This is a genomic window from Streptococcus parasanguinis, from assembly GCF_023109675.1.
In the GTDB taxonomy this organism is placed as follows: Bacteria; Bacillota; Bacilli; order Lactobacillales; family Streptococcaceae; genus Streptococcus; species Streptococcus parasanguinis_I.
Window position 1 is genome coordinate 17,423 of sequence record NZ_JALDUR010000003.1, and the last position, 25,668, is coordinate 43,090.

Consider the following 25,668-nt stretch of genomic DNA (forward strand, 5'->3'; position numbering starts at 1 on the left):
AAAGGAAAGGAGGAGCGAAAAAAGTAAGGACCGACTGCTGACTCGCTCCTTTTTACAGGTAAAAGCAATGACCATTGCAACGATTGATATCGGAGGGACTGGGATTAAGTTTGCTAGTCTCACTCCGGATGGAAAGATTTTAGATAAGGCCAGCACCCCAACGCCAGAGACTCTGGAAGAGTTGCTAGCTTGGTTGGATCAACGGTTATCAGAACAGGACTACCGTGGAATTGCTATGAGCGTGCCAGGGGCTGTTAACCAAGAAACAGGGGTGATTGAGGGGATCAGTGCCATTCCTTATATCCATGGTTTTTCATGGTATGAGGCACTTTCTCATCATAAGCTACCTGTCCATCTAGAAAATGATGCCAACTGTGTTGGACTGAGTGAACTCCTAGCTCATCCTGAGATTGAAAATGCAGCCTGTGTCGTGATTGGTACAGGAATCGGTGGAGCCATGATTATCAATGGTAAGCTTCACCGTGGACGTCATGGTTTGGGCGGTGAGTTTGGCTATATGACAACCATCGAGCCTGCAGAAAAACTCAACAACTGGTCGCAACTCGCTTCTACAGGAAACATGGTTCGCTATGTGATTGAAAAATCTGGTCAGTCTGACTGGAATGGCCGCAAGGTGTACCAAGAGGCGGCAGCAGGCAATGCCCTTTGCCAAGAAGCTATTGAGCGCATGAATCGTAATCTTGCTCAAGGATTGCTCAATATCCAGTACTTGATTGATCCAGATGTGATTAGTCTGGGTGGCTCTATCAGTCAGAACCCTGATTTTATCAAAGGGGTGCAAAAAGCAGTAGATGCTTTTGTCGAAACTTATGAAGAATATACAATTGCTCCAGTGATTCAAGCTTGCACCTATCAGGCAGATGCCAATCTCTACGGTGCCCTTGTGAACTGGTTACAGGAGGAAAACCAATGGTAACTTTTACAGGACTTAGTCCCAAACAAGCCCAATCTATCGAAGTATTAAAAAATCACATTTCTCTACCAGATGTAGAAGTGGCAGTCGCTCAGTCTGACCAAGCTTCTATCTCTATCAAAGGTGAGGGTGGAGAATATCAATTGACTTATCGCAAACCTCACCAACTCTATCGCGCCTTATCTGTTCTCGCAACAGCTTTAGAAGAAGGGACTAAGGTAGAGATTGAAGAACAAGCGGCTTATGAAGATTTAGCCTACATGGCTGACTGTTCGCGAAATGCAGTTCTAAATGTTGCATCTGCCAAGCAGATGATTGAAGTCTTAGCTCTCATGGGTTATTCAACCTTTGAGCTTTATATGGAAGATACCTATCAGATTGAAGGGCAACCTTACTTTGGCTATTTCCGTGGCGCTTATGCTGCTGAAGAATTACAGGAAATCGAAGCTTACGCCCAGCAGTTTGATATGACCTTTGTACCATGTATCCAGACCTTGGCTCACTTATCAGCCTTTGTCAAATGGGGTGTCAAAGAAGTCCAGCAACTTCGTGATGTAGAGGACATTCTCCTCATCGGTGAAGAAAAAGTTTACGACCTAATCGACGGCATGTTTGCCACTCTGTCTAAACTGCAGACACGCAAGGTCAATATTGGCATGGATGAAGCCCACTTGGTTGGTTTGGGACGCTACCTCATCTTAAACGGTGTTGTGGACCGTAGCCTCCTCATGTGTCAACATTTGGAGCGCGTGCTGGATATTGCAGACAAGTATGGTTTCCACTGCCAGATGTGGAGCGATATGTTCTTCAAGCTCATGTCAGCAGATGGCCAGTACGACCGTGATGTCGAAATTCCAGAAGAAACTCGTGTTTATCTTGACCGTCTCAAAGACCGTGTGACCTTGGTTTACTGGGATTATTATCAGGATAGCGAAGAAAAATACAACCGTAACTTCGGTAATCACCACAAGATTAGCCAGGATATTGCCTTTGCAGGTGGTGCTTGGAAGTGGATTGGTTTCACACCACACAACCATTTCAGTCGTCTCATCGCTGTCGAAGCTAACAAAGCCTGCCGTGCTAATCAGATCAAGGAAGTCATTGTGACCGGTTGGGGAGATAATGGTGGTGAAACAGCTCAGTTCTCTATTCTGCCAAGTCTACAAATCTGGGCAGAACTCAGCTACCGCAATGATTTAGAGCGTCTGTCAGCTCACTTCAAGACCAATACAGGTCTATCCGTTGAGGACTTTATGCAGCTGGATCTGGCCAATCTCTTGCCAGACCTACCAGCTAATCTCAGTGGGATTAACCCCAACCGCTATGTTTTTTATCAGGATGTTCTCTGCCCAATTCTTGACAAGCACATGACACCTGGACAGGATAAGCCTCACTTTGCCCAGGCAGCTGAGACACTTTCTGACATTAAAGAAAAAGCGGGTGTCTATGCCTATCTTTTCGAAACTCAGGCTCAGTTGAATGCTATTTTAAGTAGTAAGGTCGATGTAGGACGACGCATCCGTGAGGCCTATCAAGCAGGTGATAAAGAGAGCTTGCAACAAATTGCTAGAGAAGAATTGCCAAAACTTAGAAGCCAGATTGAAACCTTCCATGCTCTCTTTAGCCACCAATGGTTGAAAGAAAACAAGGTCTTTGGTTTGGATACCGTAGATATTCGTATGGGTGGACTCTTGCAGCGGATCAAGCGAGCTGAAAGCCGTATTGAAAACTACCTAGCAGGTGAAATCTCTCGTATCGATGAACTAGAAGTAGAGATCTTGCCATTCAACGATTTCTACAGGGATCAGGACTTCGCAGCCACAACGGCTAACCAGTGGCATACTATTGCGACTGCCTCAACCATTTATACAACGTAAAAAAAGCCAAGTTGGATGACAGGTATCTCATCCGCGGTCGATAGGAGTAGAAGAGGAGCTGTCTTTACGATCACCCTTTTCTACTCTTTTTTAAAGCTATGTCATAAATTTGTAGAATTTTTTCTATAATTTGGAGTTTGAAAATGTAAATGGGCTATCTTATAATAGGTAATGTAAACGCTACCAAAGCAAATAAACACGCTCAAGGCTCAAAGGGGGGAGTTAAATGAAAAAGTTTGTAAGGACTCTGAGAGAAAATTTTATTTTTCTTTTAATGGTCTTACCTGGTGCAGCGTGGTTAATCTTATTCTTCTATATTCCGGTTTTTGGGAATATCGTAGCATTTAAGGACTATCATATCACAGGAGAGGGCTTCATTGACAGTGTCATGAAGAGTAAGTGGGTTGGCTTTGACAACTTCAAGTTCCTCTTTAGTTCCAAAGATGCCTACATTATTACAAGAAACACGGTATTGTACAACTTAGGATTCATCTTCTTAGGATTGATTGTTTCCGTTGGGATCGCCATCATCTTTAGTGAGTTGAGATCAAAAAGAGTGGTCAAGGTGCTTCAAACCTCCATGCTCTTTCCATACTTCCTATCATGGGTTATCATCAGCTTCTTCACCGATGCCTTCCTTAACGTGGACAAAGGATTGGTCAACCACATCTTAACTTCATTTGGTATGAAAGCCATCAATTTCTATTCAGAATTGTGGATCTGGCCAGCGCTTCTCCTCTTCTTAGGAATTTGGAAAGGCTTTGGTTATAGCAGTGTCATGTACTATGCAACCATCATGGGAATTGACCCAACTTACTATGAAGCAGCGACCGTGGATGGTGCGTCTAAGTGGCAACGCATTCGCAACATCACCATTCCTCAGTTGTCTTCCTTGATTACGGTCTTGACCATTCTTGCAGTCGGAAATATCTTCCGCGCAGACTTCGGTCTCTTCTACCAAATCCCGCATAATGCTGGAGCGCTCTATAGTGTGACCAACGTTATTGATGTTTATGTCTACAACGGTTTGACCAAGTCAGGGGATATCGGGATGACAGCAGCAGCCGGTCTTTACCAATCGGTAGTCGGTTTGGTTCTTGTTTTAATCTCAAATATCATTGCCCGTCGCATTGATAAGAATGCCGCTCTCTTCTAGAAAGGAGGATCGTATGAAAAAATCAACCATTCAAAAAGAAAAAATTGATAATGTCGGGATCCATTCTTTCAGTAAGAAGAGCAACTTCTTCTTTACCTTGTTGTTGACCTTAGTCGGATTGACCTGTGTACTTCCCTTCATCTTCGTTGTCATGATCTCTTTGACAGACGAACAAAGTTTGGCAGTCCATGGATTCCAATTCTGGCCGGCAAAATTTGGATTTGATGGTTACCTTTTCTTGGTACAGTTCAAAGACAAAATCTTGCAAGCCCTCTTCATTACCTTGTTTGTGACCATTGTGGGGACAGCATGTAATGTCTTTATCACCACAACCTATGCTTATGCGATCTCACGGAGTACCTTTAAATACCGCAAGTTCTTTACCGTATTTTCACTCCTTAGTATGCTCTTTAGTGCAGGGTTGGTTCCAAGCTACATTGTCACCACTCAACTCTTGCAGTTAGGTGATACCATCGGGGCTTTGATTATCCCAATGTTGCTCAGTCCATTTAACATCATCTTGATGCGGACCTTCTTTAAACGGACCATTCCAGAAGCCATCCTTGAATCCGCTCGGATCGATGGGGCAAGTGAAACACGGATCTTCTTCCAAATCTGCTTGCCATTGTCTCTACCAGGGATTGCGACCATCAGTTTGTTCACTGCTTTAGGATTCTGGAACGACTGGTTCAACGCCCTCCTCTATATTAAGAGTGACAACCTTTACCCATTGCAATACCTCTTGATGCAAATCCAAAACAATATGGATTACATCGCTAAAAACGTCGGGGTATCCGGCCAATTGGCAGGAGCTGTACAATCCATCCCACGGGAAACAGGACGTATGGCCATGGTGGTTGTGGCAACAGTGCCAATCGCCATTCTCTATCCATTCTTCCAACGCTACTTTGTAAAAGGCTTGACCATCGGTGGTGTGAAAGAATAACATCGTTCATTGAAAATCAGCAGGATTTTCAACTCATAACTTAGTCTAAAAAGAAAATAACATAAAGGAGATTTTTCTTATGAAAAATTGGAAAAAATACGCGTTAGCATCTGCTAGTGTCATCGCTCTTGGAGCTACTCTTGCTGCTTGTGGAAGCCTTACAGGTAACAACAAGAAATCAGCAACAACTGAAGACGGTAAACCAATCATCAAGATGTACCAAATCGGTGACAAACCAGATAACTTGGATGTTCTTCTTAAAAATGCCAACAAGATCATTGAAAAGAAAGTTGGCGCAAAATTGGATATCCAATATCTTGGTTGGGGTGACTACGCACAAAAAATGAACGTCATCATCTCATCTGGTGAAAACTATGATATTGCCTTTGCCAACAACTACGTTATCAATGCTCAAAAAGGTGCCTATGCTGACTTGACAGAATTGTACAAGAAAGAAGGGAAAGAACTTTACAAAGCACTTGACCCAGCATACATCAAAGGGAACACTGTAAATGGCAAGATCTATGCTGTTCCAGTAGCAGCCAACGTTGCATCTTCTCAAAACTTTGCCTTCAACGGACCACTTGTTGAAAAATATGGTATCGACATCTCAAACGTCAAAGACTATGCTTCTCTTGAACCAGTCTTGAAAGCCATTAAAGAAAAAGATCCAAACGTTGTTCCATTTGCCATGAACAAGAGCTACGGTGGACCTTCAGATGACTTCGACTATGTAGCTGTTGATGGACTTCCATTCGTGGTTGACTTGAAAGGTGACACTACGAAGATCGTGGACCGTTACACAATCCCTCGTTATGTAGAAAACTTGAAGACTCTTCACAAATACTACGAAGCAGGATACATTCCAAAAGACGTAGCAACAAGCGATACTGGTTATGACCTTTCTCAAGATACTTGGTTGGTTCGTGAAGAAACAGTAGGACCAGCTGACTACGGCAATAGCTTGCTTTCTCGTGTAGCAAACCGTAAGATCGACATCAAACCATTTACTGAACTTTACAAGAAGAACAACACTACTCAAGTAGCTAACTTTGTTATCTCAAACAACTCTAAGAACAAAGAAAAAGCAATGGAAGTATTGAACCTCTTGAATACAAACCCAGAACTCTTGAACGGTCTTGTTTACGGACCAGAAGGCAAGAACTGGGAAAAAGTTGAAGGTAAAGAAAACCGTGTCAAAGTCTTGGATGGCTACAACGGAAACACTCACATGTCTGGATGGAACACTGGTAACAACTGGATCCTTTACATCAACGAAAACGTAACAGATGAACAAATTGCACAATCTAAGAAAGACTTGGAAACTGCAAAAGAATCTCCAGCACTTGGTTTCATCTTTAACACAGATAAAGTGAAATCAGAAATCACTGCTCTTACAAATACTTTGAACCAATTCGCAGGTGCGATCAATACTGGTACTGTGGATCCTGAAGTAGAAGTTCCTAAGATGCTTGAAAAATTGAAATCAGAAGGTGCTTACCAAAAAGTGCTTGACGAAATGCAAAAACAATACGACGAATTCCTTGCTTCTAAAAAATAAGAAACAGGTCGTGTGAAAAGGCTTTGGGGCTGTCTCCAAGGCCTTTTTAAGTTTTTATGAAAATGAATCCTGGAAATGAAAATCAATATTTCAATTCACTAATGCAAATATGAGGAAAGCGTTTTATTTTTATGATATAATAGAATAACTAATTGGGAAAGAGGCTGAATGATGGGAAAAATCATCGAGTTCATTTTTACGAGAGTCTATGTTGCCATGCTGGTAACAGGGATTTTTTGGGTCTTGACGATCTGTGGGGGCATTCTTCTAGGAGTAGGACCAGCCAGTGCCACTATCATGAGCCTCTATGCGGAAAATGGCATGAACTACAAAGACTACCATTGGTCACGCGCTTGGGAACTCTTCAAAGAAAATCTACGCCCGGCTAATCAAGTCTTTTATACCTTCTTTGCCATTGAAGGGGTTCTTCTCTATGGCATGTACCTCATGATCCAGATTCCTCACTTGAATTTCTTCCAAATTTTGGTTCTTTTGTTTAATCTGGTTTTTCTCTTGGTTGCGCCTCTAGCTTACGCCGTTTATTTGAAATTGCAAGTTCATTTCGATCTTTCTTATGCTAATAGTATCAAGCTCAGTTTGATCGGAATGTTGTTGGACATTCGTCCGGTTCTGAAGTTCATCCTTGGAACTGCGCTACTTGGCGTCATTAGCTACTATATGCCAGCCCTTCTCTTTTTCGTCTTGATCGGTGTATGGCATTTCTTTGTCAATGATATCTTTGACCCTGTTTATCAAAACATCCACGAAAAATTGGTATCCTAACGATGAAAAAAATCTGGTTAAGTACGCTTTTAAAATTCTACGCCTATGTCATGGTGGTCATTTTGACCATTATGGGCCTGGTCGTCGCGGGGATCTCTTGGAAAAACCAGCAAGCTGAAGCCGACCGGATCTCCCAACGGGTCTTGACCGAAGTGGTGACGGATCTTGAGACCTCTTATCAACGGGTCACACAAGAAGGGCGTAGCCTCGTTGAGAACCCTGCAAAATTAGAAGGAGTTTATCGCTATTTTACCTTGTCACCATCGGAGTATGAGACTTGGCGATTGAATGCCCAATTCCCTTCTTATATCCAATTGTCCCTACATAAGAATATTGACAGTCTCTATTTGAGCAATAAAAACATCGAGGGTATCGATGTCACCTTGTCTGATTACAAGACGGTATTTGTCTCTACCCGGCAATCACAGGGAGGCAAGCAAGTCTCAGCGGACCATTACAAGGCTCCTGCGACAGCCATTCCGGTTCCTTTGACAGATCCGACTACGGGTGCTGGAGTTGGGATTGCTTATATGACTCTGGACCAGGAAATTTTGACGGCAGCGATTGACAATGCTAGAGGAGATCTACCGGTTGCTGTGCGGATCTTCACGCCCTTTGGGAAAGAAATGTACCATGAAGGGGATAAGGAGCAAGCAAAAGATGTTAAATGGCAAACCCGTAGCACGATCTATGGCTACAAGGTGGATGTAGTCGTTTCTGAAAGTTATTTGGTCAAGAAGGGTCTAGCTAACCTGACCACTTTTCTCTCCATTGCTTTCCTGATTTTCTTGATCCTGTACTTGTTATTACGGCAGATTTTCAAAAATTACCGGCGTCAAGTCCTCGATTTAGTCGATACCATGAATCAGATCAGTCAAGGCGATAGTGAACGTCGGATTGATACTTCGACGAAGGACCAAGAACTTTTGGTCATTGGTGATATGATCAATACCATGTTAGACAATATGGACAAGAACATTCGGGATATCTACCAGTTGCAGCTCAGCCAAAAAGATGCCAATATGCGGGCCCTACAAGCTCAGATCAATCCCCATTTCATGTACAATACACTGGAATTTATCCGGATGTATGCCGTCATGCAAGAGCAGGATGAATTGGGCGATATTATCTATGAGTTTAGTAGTCTTTTGCGCAATAATATCTCAGATGAGCGAGTGACGACGGTTGAAAATGAGCTCGAGTTTTGTCGCAAATACAGCTACCTCTGCATGGTACGTTATCCCAAATCGATTGCCTATGGCTTTAAGATCGATCCAGGTTTGGAAAAAATGAAAATTCCAAAATTCACCATCCAGCCTTTGGTCGAGAACTATTTTGCGCATGGGGTGGACCATAAACGCAAGGACAATGTGATCAGTGTCAAGGTATTGCAAGGAGAAGGGCAGGTCATCATCTTGATCACTGATAATGGGCGCGGGATGAAAGAAGAACAGCTAGAAAGCATTCAAGAGATGCTAGCCAATCGCAATCCACGCTCAGAAATCGAAGAAAAGAGTGGTCGGCAGTCCATCGGAATTGTCAATGTCCATGAACGCATGTTGCTCTATTTTGGAGATCGCTACCATATCCAAGTCTTCTCCCAACCTAACCATGGAGTGACCTATACGATAACCATTCAAGATGAATAAAGGAGACAGAATGTACAAAGTCTTATTAGTAGACGATGAGTATATGATTACAGAAGGGTTAAAAAAATTAATCCCCTTTGACCACTGGAATATGGAGGTGGTCGCAACTGCAGAAGATGCAGACCAGGCCCTTGATTATGTGCGAGAGCATCCGGTAGATGTGGTGATCACGGATGTCAATATGCCAGGGAAAACTGGACTTCAGATGATTGCTGAAATGAAGGATTTGATCCCAGATGCTGCCTATATCATTATGTCAGGCTATCAGGATTTTGAATACGTCAAGACAGCTCTCAATTTGCGCGTGGCAGACTACCTGCTCAAACCTGTCAATAAGGTGGAGATGGGCAATATCCTAGAAAAAATTCAGCATAAAATCCAGCAACCAAGCCAAGAGTTGGCCGACCGTTTGATTCACGATGATATCTCTGAGGAAGAGTTTTGTCGCTATATCGCAGGTCGGAACTCATTGTGGATTGGAGTCGCTAAGGAGAAAAAAGGCTTTATCAGCTCGTCTTATCAAGTTCTTGGGCAAAATCTTCAACTCTTTATCTCGGATCAGGAAGAAGAAGCCATGATTGAGAAGGCCTTTGAGCCTCCGTATAAGGAGCACTTTCATCAATTTAAGGATCTAGTGGAGCGGAGCCTCTTTTATGGGGCGACCCCTCTCAATCAAGATGAAGAAGTCTTCCATTACTACGAGCCTGCCTACCGGGTGATCATGCAAGGAAATATCCAACAGATCTTAGAAGAACTGGACTGGTTAGAAAAAATGATCCTTGAGAAGACCCCTAAGGTCTCACTGACCAAGCAGCTCTCTATCCAATTTTTGATGGATGTCTTTCATTTGTTTGAATACCTGCAAGGTGATAATTTAGCTGATGTAGTCAAGAAAGTCCAAGAAACTGCCACTTTTAGCGAGATGATTGGCTTTATCCAGGAAGAGTTGTCCCGTTTCTTATCCCACTATCGGATGAATGAAAATGTAGCGAGTGTCCTCCAAGTGATTAGCCGTGATTACCAAAAAGAGCTGTCACTCAAGGACATTAGTCAGGCTCTCTTTATCAATCCAGTCTATTTAGGCCAATTGATTAAACGAGAAACCAATGCAACGTTCGCAGAACTCCTCAACAAACAGCGGATTAAGGCTGCCCAGCAGCTCCTCTTATCTACCAATGACAGCATTGAAGATATCTGCTATAAAGTCGGTTACAGCAATGTGGGCTATTTCTATAAGGTTTTCCGTAAACTCTGTGGAAAATCGCCTAAAACCTATCGCTTACAAGTCATGACAGAGCATGCAGAAGATGAGTAAAAAGGCTGAGACAAATCGTCTCAGCCTTTTTACTTTAAGTCCTTTGTATCTTGATTTTCCCAACTAGCAGCTCCGCTTCAACGGTGATTTCTGTGAGTTGATTCCAGTCGATTTTTTCTTGGTCAACGTGAAATAGAAGGGGGGTCATGGCGAGGAGCGCCTGGCGTTCTTCAGGAGTTAAACTCTTGGTGAGGCTGACCGTTTCGGATGAGAGGATCTGGCAGTGGTCTTCAAAGTGCTCCAAAATCTCCTGGTTGGAGTAGGATTGCTTGGTCAATTGATCTTGGGCCAACTGACGAATTTCTTTCAGATGAGAAGAGGTTGGGACAACCTTAATGATCACCCCTTCATCCTTTAAGACACGCTCAAATTCAGCATAATTAGCCGGGGAGAAGATGTCCAAAATGACCTCCATACTCTTGGATTGAATGGGTAAATGAGCCAAGTCTCCGACAAACCAATTGACCTTCCAGCTAGTGTCACTCTTGGCAGCTAGTTGCACAGATTCCTTGGAAAGATCAAAGGCATAGAAAGTAGCTTCGGGATAGGCTTCTTGTAGTTTTCGGGAGTAATAACCTTCTCCGCAACCGATATCTAGAATTCTGGCATCACTGGTCGGAATTTTTTGTCCGATCGCTGTTAGAATCGGCTCATAAAAACCTGCTTCTAGGATTAGCTGGCGATTCTGGAAATTTTCTTTGTCATAGTCCTTTGATTGTTTGATCTGGGGAGCCAGGTTGACATAGCCAAATTTCGCTAAATCAAAAGAATGGCCCTTGGGACATTTAAAACTGGTCTCCACAAGTTCTAGGTCCAGTTGACAGATGGGACAGGCAAAAGCAGTGGCTGTTTGAAATCGTTGTAATTTTGGTTTGATCGGTGTATTCATATTAGTAGTGTAACAAAAGAGCCTCTAGATAGCAACCGATGTTTTAATGGGACTAAGTCACACTTTTTTAACGAATCTACGCGGTATTGAATGGAACTTGAGTCTCTTTATTTAATTTCCTTATTTTAATCTCTTCTATCTCGCCACTCATCTCTTCATTTTGACCACTTATCCCCAAAAGCCGTTTTTTAAATGGCTTTTTTGTTAGACTGGTTCTATCAAAAGGAGAGAGAACATGATATTACAAGCTAAAAACATCAGTAAACGATATGGAAATCATTTAGCCGTAAACAATATTCATTTACAGTTTGAAAAGGGAACCTTTAATGCGATTCTAGGACCAAATGGGGCGGGGAAATCAACAACGATTTCCATATTGATTGGTTTGAAACAACCAACGCAAGGTGAAATCATCTATGAACCAGGTACTAAAATTGGTGTGGTCTTCCAGACTAGTGTCTTAGATGAGATGCTAACGGTTAGGGAAAATCTGACCATTCGTGCGAAACAGTATAAAGGCTTAAAACCCGATCGTGTGTCTGATCTCATTGGTCGGCTAGGCCTATCAGCTTTCCAAAAGCAGAAATACGGAACGCTTTCAGGTGGCCAAAAGCGTCGAGTTGACATTGCGCGTGCTCTACTACACAGTCCAGACCTTTTGTTCTTAGATGAGCCAACGACAGGTCTGGATATCCAAACCCGGAAGTCTATTTGGGATTTGCTCTATCAATTGCAGAGAGAAGAGGGAATGACTGTTGTTTTGACCACGCATTATCTTGACGAAGCAGATGAAGCTGATCAAATTTATATTGTAGACCATGGGGAAGTGATTGCTCAAGGATCGGCACTAGATATTAAGAGTCAGTATGCTACTAATATCTTAAAGATTCGTTTCAAGGAGATGCAGCAGATAGAAAGTCTCAAATCTTCGGGAATGTCAGTAGAGCAACAAAGTCAATTGGAGTATATTTTTCAACCCAAGAGTGAAAGGGAAGCCATTGATTATCTGGCGCAAGTTAGAGATAATCTAGCCCATTTTGAGTTTCGTCCAGGGACCATGGATGATGCCTTTATTGCACTTACAGGAAGAGAGGTCCGCTAATGCTAGCCTTACTAAAGCGAAATTTTTTATTGTATTTTAGGAATCGTTCAGGAGTTTTCTTCTCCCTGTTGGGAGCCTTGATTTCCTTTGTTCTCTATATTATTTTTCTTCAAAAAAATCTAACAGATGCTTGGGCTCAGCTCCCCAATAGTGGTCCTGTGTTAAATAATTGGTTAATGAGTGGGACGCTGGCTGTGACAGGGATTACGACAAGTCTGGCTGCCCTGACTCAGTTAGTAAAGGACCGTGAACATCAAGTAGATCAGGATCTTTATTTATCGGACCAAGGAAAGTGGCGGTTACCATTTTCGTATCTAACGAGCGCAATCATCATTTCTTTTTCCATGCAGATCCTTATGTATGTGCTGATGTGTGGCTATTTTAGAGAAGTTCCAACCCTTTCTCTATTACCTGAGGTACTCCTCATCATGTTGCTTAGTAGCCTGCTTTCTAGTTTAGTGAATGCCATTTTTGTTTATTTTTTCCATTCCGTAGACAGTCTTGGGAAGTTTTCGACCATAGTGGGTACAGCTTCTGGTTTTTTGGTAGGGACTTATGTACCTTTAGGTGTTTTACCTGATTTTGCACAACTACTAATGGAATGTACTCCAGCAACTTATATTGCTGCACTTTATCGACAAGTACTCATGAAAGAAGCAGTGAGCGAAACCTTTAAGGGGCGAGATGATCTTCTTCGAGAATTTCAAGAAAAAATGGGCGTTCAGCTCAAATGGCAAGCCTTATTGACAAAGGAACAAACATACCTTATAGTGTTAGGTGGTATTCTTCTAGCTTTGGGGATTTGGATTTCCTTAGCAAAAAGATCGAGTAAAAGAAAGTAAGTGAGAATTGGAGTAGGAATGAAGATTCGTTTTGAGGAAAAACAGGATATCCCAGAAAACGACCCCTGTGTGGTCATTCAAGCCAAGCAATTATCTGATCAAGCACGAGAGGTGATGGAGTATCTCGAACAATTTTCGACAGTGAATCAAGTAGTGATCCCTATCAAAACAGATGATCATTTGATCATGGTGAAAATTGATGACATTATTCTAGCTGAGATTGATAAGAATCAGCTAACCATTTATACGATAGACAAAACGTTTACCGTCAGAGATACTTTGACAAATTTTCAACATCGGATTAATCGTCGTAATTTTTTACAGATATCCCGCCACGCGGTGATGAATATCGACCATTTGGAATCGCTATCGGATAGTTTTTCAGGCAATATGATGGCTAAACTGACACGCGGAGTAAAATCAAGTGTCAGTCGGAAATATGTCAAATCCTTGATGGATTATTTAGGGGTATAGGAGAAAGTGATGAAACGAGTTATAGCTTATTTTGTATCTGGTATGAGGACAGGATCCTTCTTTTATTTGTGTTTGGTGTTATTATCCCATGTCTATCCCAACATCGTCTATCCCGCTGTAAATGTCCGCAATATCCTGGCGATCTTTTTGATGAGTGGGACAATGGGGGTCTTGACATTCATTCTTGAGGAAGAAGAGTTTTTGACCTATAGTTTGCGTGTGGCCTTGCATTTAGTTGTGACAGCTGCCATCTTAGCATTAACCTACTTGTTTTTTGGCTGGGGGGCAGCCTTACGGAGCCCGATTCCTTGGTTGATCTTTCTAGCTATTTACGGCCTGATCTGGCTTTATCAGATTTGGCAGCTCCATAAAAAAACTCAACGAATCAACCAAGCTTTGTTGCATCGCAGAAAAGGGAAATAGTCCCAGAAAAAAGTGTATAAGAAAACCACGAAGTTCATACCAAACTTCGTGGTTTTACTTTCTTAATAAGTCAAAACAAAGTATTTTTTCTTACCGCGACGGATAACGGTCAATTCATTTTCTAATTTATCGCTATCGCTCAAGACATAGTCAAGGTCTTGGATGCGTTCGCCGTTGACGTAGATAGCTCCATTTTGAACATCTTCGCGGGCTTGGCGTTTAGAATTGACCACACCAGCTGTGACCAAGAGTTCTACAATGTTGAGGTTGTCTTCTGCTTGGACCTGGTAGTTTGGCACACCACGAAGGCCTTGTTTGAGTTCTTTAACAGAAAGGTTTTTGATGTTTCCTGCAAAGAGTTGTTCTGTGATGTTGAGGGCTTCCTTGTAGGCTTCTTCGCCGTGGACAAGGGTAACCACTTCACGCGCCAAGATCTTTTGAGCCAAGCGTTCATGAGGAGCAGCTTCAAACTGTTTACGGATCTCTTCAATCTCATCAAGTGACAAGAATGTGAAGATCTTCAAGAAGCGCACAGCATCCGCATCCATCACATTCATCCAGAATTGGTACATTTCGTATGGAGATGTTTTGTCTGCATTGAGCCAGACTGCATTGCCTTCTGATTTACCGAATTTCTTACCAGTTGCATCTGTGATCAAAGGCACAGTCATAACATGACCAGTTTTATCTGCTTTACGGCGCATCAACTCAGTACCGGCTGTCATGTTTCCCCATTGGTCAGATCCACCGATTTGAAGGGTTACATTGTGTTCTTGGTTGAGGACGTAGAAGTCATACCCTTGCATGATTTGGTAGGCAAACTCAGTGTAAGAAATCCCTGTTTCAATCCGTTTCTTCACAGACTCCTTGCTCATCATGTAGTTGACAGTGAAGTATTTTCCGACATCACGAAGGAAGTCAATAAAGCTAATGCTTCCGAACCAATCGTAGTTGTTGACCATGACAGCTTTATTTTCACCATTTTCAAAGTCAAGAAAGCGAGAAAGTTGTCCTTGGATAGACTTGACCCAGCCATCTACTGTTTCTTTTGTTTGGAGACTACGTTCAGCATCTTTGAAGGACGGATCACCAATGAGACCAGTCGCACCGCCAACGAGCGCATAAGGTTTGTGGCCTGCTAGTTGAAGACGACGGCTTGTCAAGATGGCAACCAAGTGGCCAAGGTGAAGGCTGTCAGCAGTTGGATCATAACCAGTATAATAAGAAACCTGACCTTCTTCCAGTGCTTTGCGCAAGGCTTCTTCATCCGTCGTTTGAAATACCAAACCACGCTCTTTTAGCTCATCAAAAATGTGCATGTGTCTTTTCTCCTTTATAAGTTTATTCATTTCTCTATTCTACCATAAACCACGGAAATGGCAATGCTTTCCATCATTTTCTTGTCCTTACCCAAGCAGAATGAGTGACGATTTCTACGCTCTTGTGATTGAAAACAAAGGGTCTAATCTGCTATAATATAAGGAACAAGGAGAAAGAATCAGTGAATCAATTAAAAGAGAAGCTGCAAGAATTTTGGACGAAGGTTCAAAAATTCTTTGCAAATATGTATACAGAAACTCCGAATAAGGAAAAAAATGAGGAAAGTAGCTGGTCTGTCGGCGATATTTTTGCGACCTTTTTGCGAACTCTCAAACTCTTGTGGGATGTCATGATCGCCCTGTTCGTGTGCCTCTTTTTATTTGGCGCAGGGATCGGGATTGGTTATGCGGCGAGCCTCTTTAGCAATGTCAAGGTTCCAAAGACAGAAGAACTGGTCCAGCAGGTCCGCAATGTCAGCAGTGTTTCAAAACTGACTTATTCCGATAAGAGTTTGATTGCAGAAGTGGACAGTGATTTGATCCGCACGCCAGTCGCAGGAGACGCCATTTCAGACAATGTCAAGAAGGCTGTGATCGCTACTGAGGATGAGAATTTTGAAAGCCACAAGGGGGTTGTGCCTAAAGCCGTTCTTCGGGCAACACTTGGATCTGTAGCCGGTGTGGGCTCCTCTAGTGGGGGATCAACCCTGACCCAGCAGTTGATCAAACAGCAAGTCGTGGGAGATGCTCCAACCTTTACTCGTAAGGCGACAGAGATTGTCGATGCCTTGGCTTTAGAGCGGGGAATGGATAAAAATGAAATCCTAACCACCTACTTAAATGTTTCGCCTTTTGGACGAAACAATCGGGGACAAAATATTGCGGGTGTGGAAGCTGCAGCTCAAGGGATCTTTGGCGTCTCTGCGAAAGACTTGTCTGTTCCACAAGCGGCCTTTATCGCTGGCTTGCCACAAAGTCCGATTGTCTACTCCCCTTATGCTGCAGACGGTAGCCTAAAGAGCAAGGAGAATCTCGAGTTAGGTTTGGCGCGTGCCAAAGATGTCTTGTTCAATATGTACCGGACGGGAGCCTTATCGAAAAAAGACTATGAAACCTATGCTCAGTACGACTTGACCAAAGACTTCATGGCTCCAGATGGTATCGAGAAAACACCGCATGACTACCTCTACTTCCAAGCTATGGCAGAAGCAAAAGAGGCCATGTATGATTACTTGATCAAGCGAGACAATGTCACCAAGCAAGACTTGAAAAATAATGAAACCGTCAAGGCTTACCAAGAATTAGCGGAGAGCGAGTTGCGCGAAGGTGGCTACACCATTCAAACCACGATTAACAAACCGGTTCACAATGCGATGCAGGCCGCGGTATCGAATTTTGGAAGTGTCTTGGATGATGGGACGGGTCTTGTAGAAGTTGGGAATGTCCTTATGGACAACCGAACGGGTGCCGTTTTAGGATTTATCGGTGGACGGAATTTTGACGGCAACCAAAACAACCATGCTTTTGATACAGAGCGTTCCCCAGGGTCTGCTATCAAACCGCTGTTGGCATATGGGATTGCCATCGACCAAGGCTTGATGGGAAGCAATAGCATCCTTTCTAACTACCCGACTAATTTCTCAAGTGGGGAGCCGATCATGCACGTGGATAGCCGAGGGACAGCCATGATGGATCTTCGTGAGGCCCTCAATACCTCATGGAATATTCCAGCTTACTGGACTTACCGGACCCTTCGTGAAAAGGGTGTGGATGTTCCATCCTACATGAAGAAAATGGGCTATGATATCCCTGAATATGGTATTGAGAGTCTGCCGATGGGGGGAGGAATTGAGGTCACTGTTGCCCAACATACCAATGGTTTCCAAACCATTGCTAACAATGGGAACTACCTCAAACGCTACATGGTAGAGCAAATCATTGATCGAGATGGAGATGTAGTTTACAAGCACGAGGCAGATCCTGTTCGTGTTTACTCTCCAGCAACGGCAACGATTATGCAGGATCTCTTGCGCGGGGTTATTACGTCTGGTGCAACAACGACCTTTAAGTCACGGATTAGCCAAGTCAACCCAACGCTGGCAGGTGCTGACTGGATTGGAAAAACCGGTACCACTAACTCAAATGGGGATATGTGGCTCATGCTGTCCACCCCAAATGTTTCTTTAGGAGGTTGGATTGGCCATGACAACAATGCTTCCATGCAAACCTTGACCGGATACAACAACAATGCCCAATACATGGCGCAGTTGGCGAATGCAATCTACCAAGCAGATCCAAGTCTCTTTGGAATTCAGGATAAATTCACTCTCGATAAGAGTGTGATCCGCTCTGAAGTGCTCAAATCGACGGGTGAAAGACCGGGTCGCGTCAATGTCAATGGCCGAGATATCGATGTGAGCGGTCAAACGGTGACGAGCCTTTGGGCCAAAAACGGAGCGCCAACCACTCAATACCACTTTGCCATCGGGGGATCGGATAGCGATTATCAAAGTGCTTGGGCAGCAATTCTCGGCAATAGCAGTGGAAATCAGTCGAATAATAAGAACAATTCGACAACCAATAGTTCATCAAGCAATAGTTCAAATCGAAACAGCTCAAATCGTGGCAATCGACGCTAGTCTGATCCAGTAGAAAACCTAGAGAAAGCCTTGATTTTTGGAGCAAAAAACGGTATAATAGTGATAACTAATTTGTCGTGTGCTTTATTTGAAATATTGTCCAAATAAGAGCTTACAGCAGTTAAATCTTACTTGAATAAGTCGATTTAGCTGCTCTTTTTGTGCCTAATTTTCAGAAAAATCCTAGTTTGTTACACAAATTTAATTTTTCTAAAAATTACAAAAAGCGACGAATGAGGTGAAGAGACAGCTCTTCACGTGATGCAAATCACACAATTGTAGTTAAAACCGGATAGGTGGTGAAAGTCATTTTACCAAGCTATCCTAGTATGGAAAAAGGAGTTAAAAACTTTGGCAGGACATGACGTTCAATACGGGAAACATCGGACCCGTCGTAGTTTTTCAAGAATCAAAGAGGTTCTTGATTTACCAAACTTGATTGAAATCCAGACAGACTCATTCAAAGATTTCTTGGATCATGGCTTGAAGGAAGTATTTGAAGATGTGCTTCCCATCTCAAACTTCACGGATACAATGGAATTGGAATTTGTGGGTTATGAAATCCGCGAACCTAAGTATTCACTTGAAGAAGCGCGCATCCACGATGCGAGCTACTCAGCACCAATCTTTGTGACCTTCCGTTTGGTCAACAAAGAAACCGGTGAAATCAAGACCCAAGAAGTTTTCTTTGGTGATTTCCCAATCATGACGGAGATGGGAACCTTCATCATCAATGGTGGAGAACGGATTATCGTATCTCAGTTGGTCCGCTCACCAGGTGTCTACTTCAATGATAAGGTGGACAAGAATGGTAAGGTTGGTTATGGATCAACGGTTATCCCTAACCGTGGGGCTTGGTTAGAGCTTGAAACTGACTCAAAAGACATTGCTTACACACGTATCGACCGCACACGTAAAATTCCATTTACAACCCTTGTGCGTGCTCTTGGATTCTCTGGAGATGATGAAATCATCGATATCTTTGGGGACAGCGAATTGGTTCGCAATACCATTGAAAAAGATATCCACAAAAATCCAATGGATTCACGGACAGATGAAGCCCTCAAAGAAATCTACGAGCGTCTTCGTCCAGGTGAACCAAAAACAGCGGAAAGCTCACGTAGCTTGTTGGTAGCTCGTTTCTTTGATCCACGTCGTTATGACTTGGCACCAGTTGGTCGCTACAAGATCAACAAGAAACTCAATATCAAGAACCGCTTGTTGAACCAAACAATCGCAGAACCATTGGTAGATGCTGAAACAGGGGAAATCCTTGTAGAAGCTGGTACTGTCATGACGCGCGATGTGATCGACAGCATCTCAGAACAATTGGATAACGGTTTGAACAAAATCACCTACATTCCAAATGATGCTGCTGTTTTGACAGAACCAGTTGAATTGCAAAAATTCAAAGTTGTCGCTCCAACAGATCCAGACCGCGTTGTCACCATCATCGGAAATGCTAACCCATCTGACAAAGTACGGATTGTGACTCCAGCTGATATCTTGGCAGAAATGAGCTATTTCTTGAACCTTGCAGAAGGTATTGGCCGTGTAGATGATATCGACCACCTTGGAAATCGTCGGATTCGTGCCGTTGGTGAATTGCTTGCCAACCAAGTGCGTCTTGGACTTTCACGGATGGAACGAAACGTTCGCGAACGGATGTCTGTACAAGATAACGACGTCTTGACACCACAACAAATCATCAACATCCGCCCAGTAACTGCAGCAATTAAAGAATTCTTTGGATCTTCACAGTTGTCACAGTTCATGGACCAACACAACCCACTTTCTGAGTTGTCTCACAAACGTCGTTTGTCTGCCTTAGGGCCTGGTGGTTTGACACGTGACCGTGCCGGATATGAAGTGCGTGACGTGCACTATACCCACTATGGTCGTATGTGTCCGATCGAAACACCTGAAGGACCAAACATCGGTTTGATCAACAACTTGTCATCTTATGGACACTTGAACAAATATGGCTTCATCCAAACGCCATACCGTAAAGTGGACCGGGAAAAAGGTGTAGTCACCAACGAAATCGTTTGGTTGACAGCCGATGAAGAAGATGAGTACATCGTCGCTCAGGCTAACTCTAAGTTGAACGAAAAGGGTGGCTTTGCTGAGCCAATCGTTATGGGACGTCACCGTGGTAACAACCAAGAATTCCCATCTGATCAAGTCGACTACATGGACGTATCTCCAAAACAAGTAGTTGCCGTTGCGACAGCATGTATTCCTTTCTTGGAAAACGATGACTCCAACCGTGCCCTCATGGGTGCCAACATGCAACGTCAGGCTGTGCCATTGATCGATCCAAAAGCCCCTTATGTGGGTACTGGTATGGAATACCAAGCAGCCCATGACTCAGGAGCTGCAGTCATTGCTCAACACGATGGTAAAGTTACTTATGCAGATGCAGACAAGGTAGAAGTTCGTCGGGAAGACGGTTCGCTTGATGTCTACCATATTCAAAAATTCCGTCGTTCAAACTCAGGTACTGCCTACAACCAACGTACCCTTGTAAAAGTTGGCGATGTCGTTGAAAAAGGCGACTTTATCGCTGATGGTCCATCGATGGAAAAAGGGGAAATGGCCCTTGGTCAAAACCCAATTGTCGCTTACATGACTTGGGAAGGGTATAACTTCGAGGATGCCGTTATCATGAGCGAACGCTTGGTGAAAGAAGATGTCTACACATCTGTTCACTTGGAAGAATTCGAATCAGAAACACGCGATACCAAGTTAGGCCCTGAAGAAATTACCCGTGAAATTCCAAACGTCGGTGAAGATGCTCTTCGTGACTTGGATGAAACAGGTATTATCCGTATTGGTGCAGAAGTAAAAGAAGGCGATATCCTTGTCGGTAAGGTAACACCGAAGGGTGAAAAAGACCTTTCTGCTGAAGAACGTCTCCTTCACGCGATCTTTGGAGATAAATCTCGTGAAGTGCGGGATACTTCTCTTCGTGTACCTCACGGTGGAGATGGAGTCGTTCGTGATGTTAAGATCTTTACACGTGCAAACGGAGATGAATTGCAATCTGGTGTGAACATGTTGGTTCGTGTTTACATCGCACAAAAACGCAAGATCCGCGTCGGAGATAAGATGGCCGGTCGTCACGGAAACAAAGGGGTTGTGTCTCGTATTGTTCCAGTTGAAGATATGCCTTACCTTCCAGACGGTACACCGGTTGATATCATGTTGAACCCTCTTGGGGTGCCATCACGTATGAATATCGGTCAGGTTATGGAACTTCACCTTGGTATGGCGGCTCGTAACTTGGGTATCCATATCGCAACACCAGTCTTTGACGGAGCAAGCTCAGAAGATCTCTGGGATACTGTGAAAGAAGCTGGTATGGATAGCGATGCCAAGACCATCCTTTACGATGGACGTACAGGTGAGCCGTTTGACAACCGTGTTTCTGTCGGTGTCATGTACATGATCAAGCTTCACCACATGGTTGATGATAAACTCCATGCCCGTTCAGTCGGACCATACTCAATGGTTACCCAACAACCACTCGGAGGGAAAGCTCAGTTTGGTGGACAACGTTTCGGGGAAATGGAAGTGTGGGCCCTTGAGGCTTATGGTGCATCAAATGTCCTTCAAGAAATCTTGACCTACAAGTCAGATGATGTCAACGGACGTTTGAAAGCTTATGAAGCGATTACCAAAGGTAAACCAATTCCAAAACCAGGTGTACCAGAATCCTTCCGCGTTCTTGTCAAAGAATTGCAATCTCTTGGTCTTGACATGCGTGTCTTGGACGAAGATGATCAAGAAGTGGAACTTCGTGACCTTGATGAAGGGGAAGACGATGATGTGATTCATGTGGATGACCTTGAAAAAGCACGTGAAAAAGCAGCCAAGGAAGCAAAAGCAGCCTTTGATGCTGAAGAATCAGAAAAATAATCAGTAAAAATGATTGTCCTGTGAGAAACCAATACTTCTGACAGGATGATTCGATAACAAGATACAGACACAAGGCGGTGGCAAGAAAGTTTCCTTTCTTCCCCCACCTAAGGCTGTATCCAAATGAAACAAGTATGAAAACAAGGAAAGGTAAGAAATAGTGGTTGATGTAAATCGTTTTAAAAGTATGCAAATCACCCTAGCTTCTCCAAGCAAGGTCCGTTCATGGTCTTATGGAGAGGTCAAGAAACCTGAAACAATCAACTACCGTACATTGAAACCAGAACGTGAAGGTCTCTTTGATGAAGTCATCTTTGGACCTACAAAAGACTGGGAATGTGCGTGTGGGAAATACAAACGGATCCGCTACAAAGGGATCGTTTGTGACCGCTGTGGTGTTGAAGTAACACGTGCGAAAGTTCGTCGTGAACGCATGGGGCACATCGAGTTGAAAGCGCCTGTATCACACATCTGGTACTTCAAAGGCATCCCTTCTCGTATGGGATTGACCTTGGATATGAGCCCTCGTGCCCTTGAAGAAGTCATTTACTTCGCAGCTTACGTGGTGATCGATCCAAAAGATACACCACTTGAGCACAAATCCATCATGACAGAACGTGAATACCGTGAACGCTTGCGTGAATACGGACCAGGTTCCTTTGTAGCTAAGATGGGTGCAGAAGCGATCCAAGACCTCTTGAAACAAGTGGATTTGGAAGCTGAAATTGCTCTCTTGAAAGAAGAATTGAAGACTGCAACTGGTCAAAAACGTGTGAAGGCTGTTCGTCGTTTGGATGTCTTGGATGCCTTCTACAAATCTGGTAACAAGCCAGAATGGATGGTTCTCAACATCCTTCCAGTTATTCCACCAGATCTTCGTCCGATGGTCCAATTGGATGGTGGCCGTTTTGCTGCCTCTGACTTGAACGACCTTTACCGCCGTGTAATCAACCGGAACAACCGTTTGGCACGTTTGCTTGAGTTGAATGCCCCTGGTATCATCGTGCAAAACGAAAAACGGATGCTCCAAGAAGCCGTTGATGCTTTGATCGATAACGGTCGTCGTGGTCGTCCGATCACAGGACCAGGTAGCCGTCCACTGAAATCATTGAGTCACATGCTCAAAGGGAAACAAGGACGCTTCCGTCAAAACTTGCTCGGTAAACGGGTTGACTTCTCAGGACGTTCCGTTATCGCCGTTGGTCCAACTCTTAAGATGTACCAATGTGGTGTGCCACGTGAAATGGCGATCGAGCTCTTCAAACCATTCGTCATGCGTGAAATCGTTGCGCGTGATATCGTGCAAAACGTTAAAGCTGCAAAACGCTTGGTCGAACGCGGAGATGAACGCATCTGGGATATCCTAGAAGAAGTGATCAAAGAACACCCAGTTCTCTTGAACCGCGCACCGACCCTTCACCGTTTGGGGATCCAAGCTTTTGAACCTGTCTTGATTGACGGGAAAGCCCTTCGCTTGCACCCACTTGTCTGTGAAGCCTACAATGCCGACTTTGACGGTGACCAAATGGCCATCCACGTACCGCTTTCAGAAGAAGCTCAAGCAGAAGCTCGTATCTTGATGTTGGCTGCTGAGCACATCTTGAATCCAAAAGACGGTAAACCAGTTGTTACCCCATCTCAGGATATGGTATTGGGGAACTACTACCTCACTATGGAAGAAGCTGGTCGTGAAGGAGAAGGCATGGTCTTCAAAGACCGTGATGAAGCGGTCATGGCTCTTCGCAATGGCTATGTTCACTTGCATACACGTGTCGGAATTGCGACAGATAGCTTGAACAAACCATGGACAGAAGCGCAACAACACAAGATTCTCTTGACAACTGTTGGTAAGATCCTCTTTAACGATATCATGCCTGCAGAGCTTCCATACCTTCAAGAGCCAAATAATGCCAACTTGACAGAAGGCGTTCCAGCTAAGTACTTCTTGGAGCCTGGTCAAGATGTCAAAGCAGCGATTGAGAAATTGGAATTAAACGTTCCATTCAAGAAGAAAAATCTTGGAAATATCATCGCAGAAATCTTCAAACGCTTCCGTACAACTGAAACATCTGCTTTCTTGGACCGCTTGAAAGACTTGGGTTACCATCACTCAACCCTTGCTGGTTTGACAGTGGGGATTGCCGATATTCCGGTCGTTGAAGATAAAGCAGAAATCATTGAAGAATCTCACAAACGTGTGGAACAAATCACTAAACAATTCCGTCGTGGTTTGATCACAGATGATGAACGCTACAATGCCGTTACAGCTGAATGGCGTGCAGCCCGTGAAAAATTGGAAAAACGCTTAGTGGATAACCAAGATCCGAAGAACCCAATCGTTATGATGATGGACTCTGGAGCCCGTGGTAACATTTCAAACTTCTCGCAACTTGCCGGTATGCGTGGTTTGATGGCCGCTCCAAACGGACGGATCATGGAATTGCCAATCCTGTCAAACTTCCGCGAAGGTTTGTCAGTACTGGAAATGTTCTTCTCAACTCACGGTGCCCGTAAAGGGATGACCGATACGGCCCTTAAGACAGCCGACTCAGGTTACTTGACTCGTCGTTTGGTTGACGTTGCCCAAGACGTTATTATTCGTGAAGATGACTGTGGAACAGACCGTGGACTTGTAATCCGTGCCATTACTGATGGCAAGGAAATGATCGAGCCACTCGAAGAACGCTTGACAGGTCGTTATACTAAGAAATCTGTTAAACACCCTGAAACAGGTGAAGTCATCGTTGGGCCAGATACCTTGATCTCAGAAGACCTAGCACGTGAAATTGTTAATGCTGGTGTGGAAGAAGTCACTATCCGCTCTGTCTTTACATGTAACACCCGCCATGGTGTCTGCCGTCACTGTTATGGTATCAACTTGGCGACTGGTGATGCGGTTGAAGTGGGTGAAGCAGTCGGAACCATCGCTGCCCAATCTATCGGGGAACCTGGTACACAGTTGACCATGCGTACCTTCCACACGGGTGGGGTTGCCTCAAATACCGATATCACTCAAGGTCTTCCTCGTGTCCAAGAAATCTTTGAAGCCCGCAATCCAAAAGGGGAAGCGGTCATCACTGAGGTCAAAGGGGAAGTCACAGCCATCGAAGAAGATGCTTCTACACGGACCAAGAAAGTCTTTGTTAGCGGAGCAACTGGTGAAGGTGAATACGTTGTCCCTTACACTGCCCGCATGAAAGTCGAAGTAGGAGATCAAGTCTCTCGTGGTGCGGCTCTGACAGAAGGGTCTATCCAACCAAAACGTCTCCTTGCCGTTCGTGATGTCTTGTCGGTTGAAACTTACCTTCTTGCGGAAGTACAAAAAGTATACCGTAGCCAAGGGGTAGAAATCGGCGACAAACACATCGAGGTAATGGTTCGTCAAATGATCCGTAAAGTACGTGTCATGGATCCAGGAGATACAGACCTTCTCATGGGTACGCTTATGGACATTACAGACTTTACAGATGCTAATAAGGATGTCCTTATCTCTGGTGGAGTTCCTGCGACTGCTCGTCCAGTACTTATGGGAATCACCAAAGCCTCTCTTGAAACCAACAGTTTCTTGTCAGCTGCTTCCTTCCAAGAAACCACTCGTGTTCTTACTGACGCAGCGATCCGTGGTAAGAAAGACCATCTCCTTGGACTGAAGGAAAATGTTATCATTGGTAAGATTATTCCTGCAGGTACAGGGATGGCTCGTTACCGTAACTTGGAACCACAAGCGATTAACGAAGTTGAAATCATCGAAGAAGTGCCAGTAACAGATGGAACAGTCGATGAAGTTCAAACAGCTGAAGTCGTAGAAGAATAAGAAAATTAGTCGGAACTACATGTT

17 protein-coding genes are annotated in these 25,668 nt (G+C 43.9%); 15 read left to right on the forward strand and 2 right to left on the reverse strand.

Annotated elements, in window-relative coordinates:
- Nucleotides 1-67: 67 nt before the first annotated feature.
- The 8 genes from M1G14_RS03240 to M1G14_RS03275 all read left to right on the forward strand — a co-directional run bounded on the left by M1G14_RS03240 (nt 68) and on the right by M1G14_RS03275 (nt 10,221).
- On the forward strand, nt 68-937 hold the full coding sequence (locus tag M1G14_RS03240; RefSeq protein WP_049503820.1) for an ROK family protein: 870 nt from the start codon (nt 68-70) through the stop codon (nt 935-937).
- Entirely contained in the window at nt 931-2,811 is a 1,881-nt protein-coding gene (locus M1G14_RS03245) for a beta-N-acetylhexosaminidase (protein ID WP_247926276.1), read from the forward strand. The genes M1G14_RS03240 and M1G14_RS03245 overlap by 7 nt, the downstream gene beginning before the upstream one ends.
- Before the next feature lie 226 nt (nt 2,812-3,037).
- Nucleotides 3,038-3,967: an ABC transporter permease gene (locus M1G14_RS03250; RefSeq protein ID WP_003009701.1), complete on the forward strand. Its 930-nt coding sequence runs from the start codon at nt 3,038-3,040 to the stop codon at nt 3,965-3,967.
- 13 nt (nt 3,968-3,980) lie between these two features.
- Nucleotides 3,981-4,913 (forward strand): carbohydrate ABC transporter permease, encoded by a 933-nt coding sequence (locus M1G14_RS03255; protein ID WP_003004100.1) that lies wholly within the window; start codon nt 3,981-3,983, stop codon nt 4,911-4,913.
- A gap of 79 nt (nt 4,914-4,992) precedes the next feature.
- A complete protein-coding gene (locus M1G14_RS03260; protein ID WP_049475191.1) occupies nt 4,993-6,474 on the forward strand; it encodes an ABC transporter substrate-binding protein in 1,482 nt (493 codons plus the stop codon).
- Nucleotides 6,475-6,645: 171 nt separating this feature from the next.
- Nucleotides 6,646-7,257, forward strand: coding sequence for a YesL family protein (locus tag M1G14_RS03265; RefSeq protein ID WP_129299678.1), 612 nt, complete (start codon nt 6,646-6,648; stop codon nt 7,255-7,257).
- A gap of 2 nt (nt 7,258-7,259) precedes the next feature.
- Nucleotides 7,260-8,906, forward strand: a complete 1,647-nt coding sequence (locus M1G14_RS03270; RefSeq protein WP_201087776.1) for a sensor histidine kinase — start codon at nt 7,260-7,262, stop codon at nt 8,904-8,906.
- Nucleotides 8,907-8,916: 10 nt separating this feature from the next.
- Complete coding sequence (locus M1G14_RS03275; protein ID WP_129299630.1) at nt 8,917-10,221, forward strand: response regulator transcription factor; 1,305 nt, start codon at nt 8,917-8,919, stop codon at nt 10,219-10,221.
- Nucleotides 10,222-10,255: 34 nt separating this feature from the next.
- Here M1G14_RS03275 and M1G14_RS03280 read toward each other — a convergent pair whose 3' ends face one another.
- On the reverse strand, nt 10,256-11,110 hold the full coding sequence (locus M1G14_RS03280; RefSeq protein WP_045758986.1) for a putative RNA methyltransferase: 855 nt from the start codon (nt 11,108-11,110) through the stop codon (nt 10,256-10,258).
- Nucleotides 11,111-11,345: 235 nt separating this feature from the next.
- Here M1G14_RS03280 and M1G14_RS03285 point away from each other — a divergent pair, with 235 nt between their 5' ends.
- Genes M1G14_RS03285 through M1G14_RS03300 form a run of 4 tightly spaced genes read left to right on the forward strand, consistent with a single transcriptional unit; the run spans nt 11,346 to nt 13,951 of the window.
- Nucleotides 11,346-12,212, forward strand: a complete 867-nt coding sequence (locus M1G14_RS03285) for an ABC transporter ATP-binding protein (RefSeq protein WP_129299632.1) — start codon at nt 11,346-11,348, stop codon at nt 12,210-12,212.
- A complete protein-coding gene (locus tag M1G14_RS03290) occupies nt 12,212-13,054 on the forward strand; it encodes an ABC transporter permease (RefSeq protein ID WP_247926277.1) in 843 nt (280 codons plus the stop codon). The genes M1G14_RS03285 and M1G14_RS03290 overlap by 1 nt, the downstream gene beginning before the upstream one ends.
- Nucleotides 13,055-13,072: 18 nt before the next feature.
- Entirely contained in the window at nt 13,073-13,528 is a 456-nt protein-coding gene (locus M1G14_RS03295) for a LytTR family DNA-binding domain-containing protein (protein WP_247926278.1), read from the forward strand.
- 9 nt (nt 13,529-13,537) lie between these two features.
- Nucleotides 13,538-13,951 (forward strand): DUF3021 domain-containing protein, encoded by a 414-nt coding sequence (locus M1G14_RS03300; RefSeq protein ID WP_049492114.1) that lies wholly within the window; start codon nt 13,538-13,540, stop codon nt 13,949-13,951.
- A 62-nt stretch (nt 13,952-14,013) separates the two neighbouring features.
- Here the strand turns inward: M1G14_RS03300 and tyrS are convergent, their stop codons facing one another.
- Nucleotides 14,014-15,270, reverse strand: a complete 1,257-nt coding sequence (tyrS, locus tag M1G14_RS03305) for a tyrosine--tRNA ligase (protein ID WP_247926279.1) — start codon at nt 15,268-15,270, stop codon at nt 14,014-14,016.
- Between the two features lie 182 nt (nt 15,271-15,452).
- Here tyrS and pbp1b point away from each other — a divergent pair, with 182 nt between their 5' ends.
- The 3 genes from pbp1b (at nt 15,453) to rpoC (ending at nt 25,644) form a co-directional block, all read left to right on the forward strand.
- Nucleotides 15,453-17,909: a penicillin-binding protein PBP1B gene (gene pbp1b / locus M1G14_RS03310; protein WP_247926280.1), complete on the forward strand. Its 2,457-nt coding sequence runs from the start codon at nt 15,453-15,455 to the stop codon at nt 17,907-17,909.
- Between the two features lie 351 nt (nt 17,910-18,260).
- Complete coding sequence (rpoB, locus tag M1G14_RS03315) at nt 18,261-21,830, forward strand: DNA-directed RNA polymerase subunit beta (RefSeq protein ID WP_023919659.1); 3,570 nt, start codon at nt 18,261-18,263, stop codon at nt 21,828-21,830.
- 160 nt (nt 21,831-21,990) lie between these two features.
- Nucleotides 21,991-25,644 carry a DNA-directed RNA polymerase subunit beta' gene (rpoC, locus tag M1G14_RS03320; protein WP_049523759.1) on the forward strand — a complete coding sequence of 1,218 codons (3,654 nt, stop codon included), beginning with the start codon at nt 21,991-21,993 and terminating at the stop codon, nt 25,642-25,644.
- The last annotated feature ends 24 nt before the right edge of the window (nt 25,645-25,668 follow it).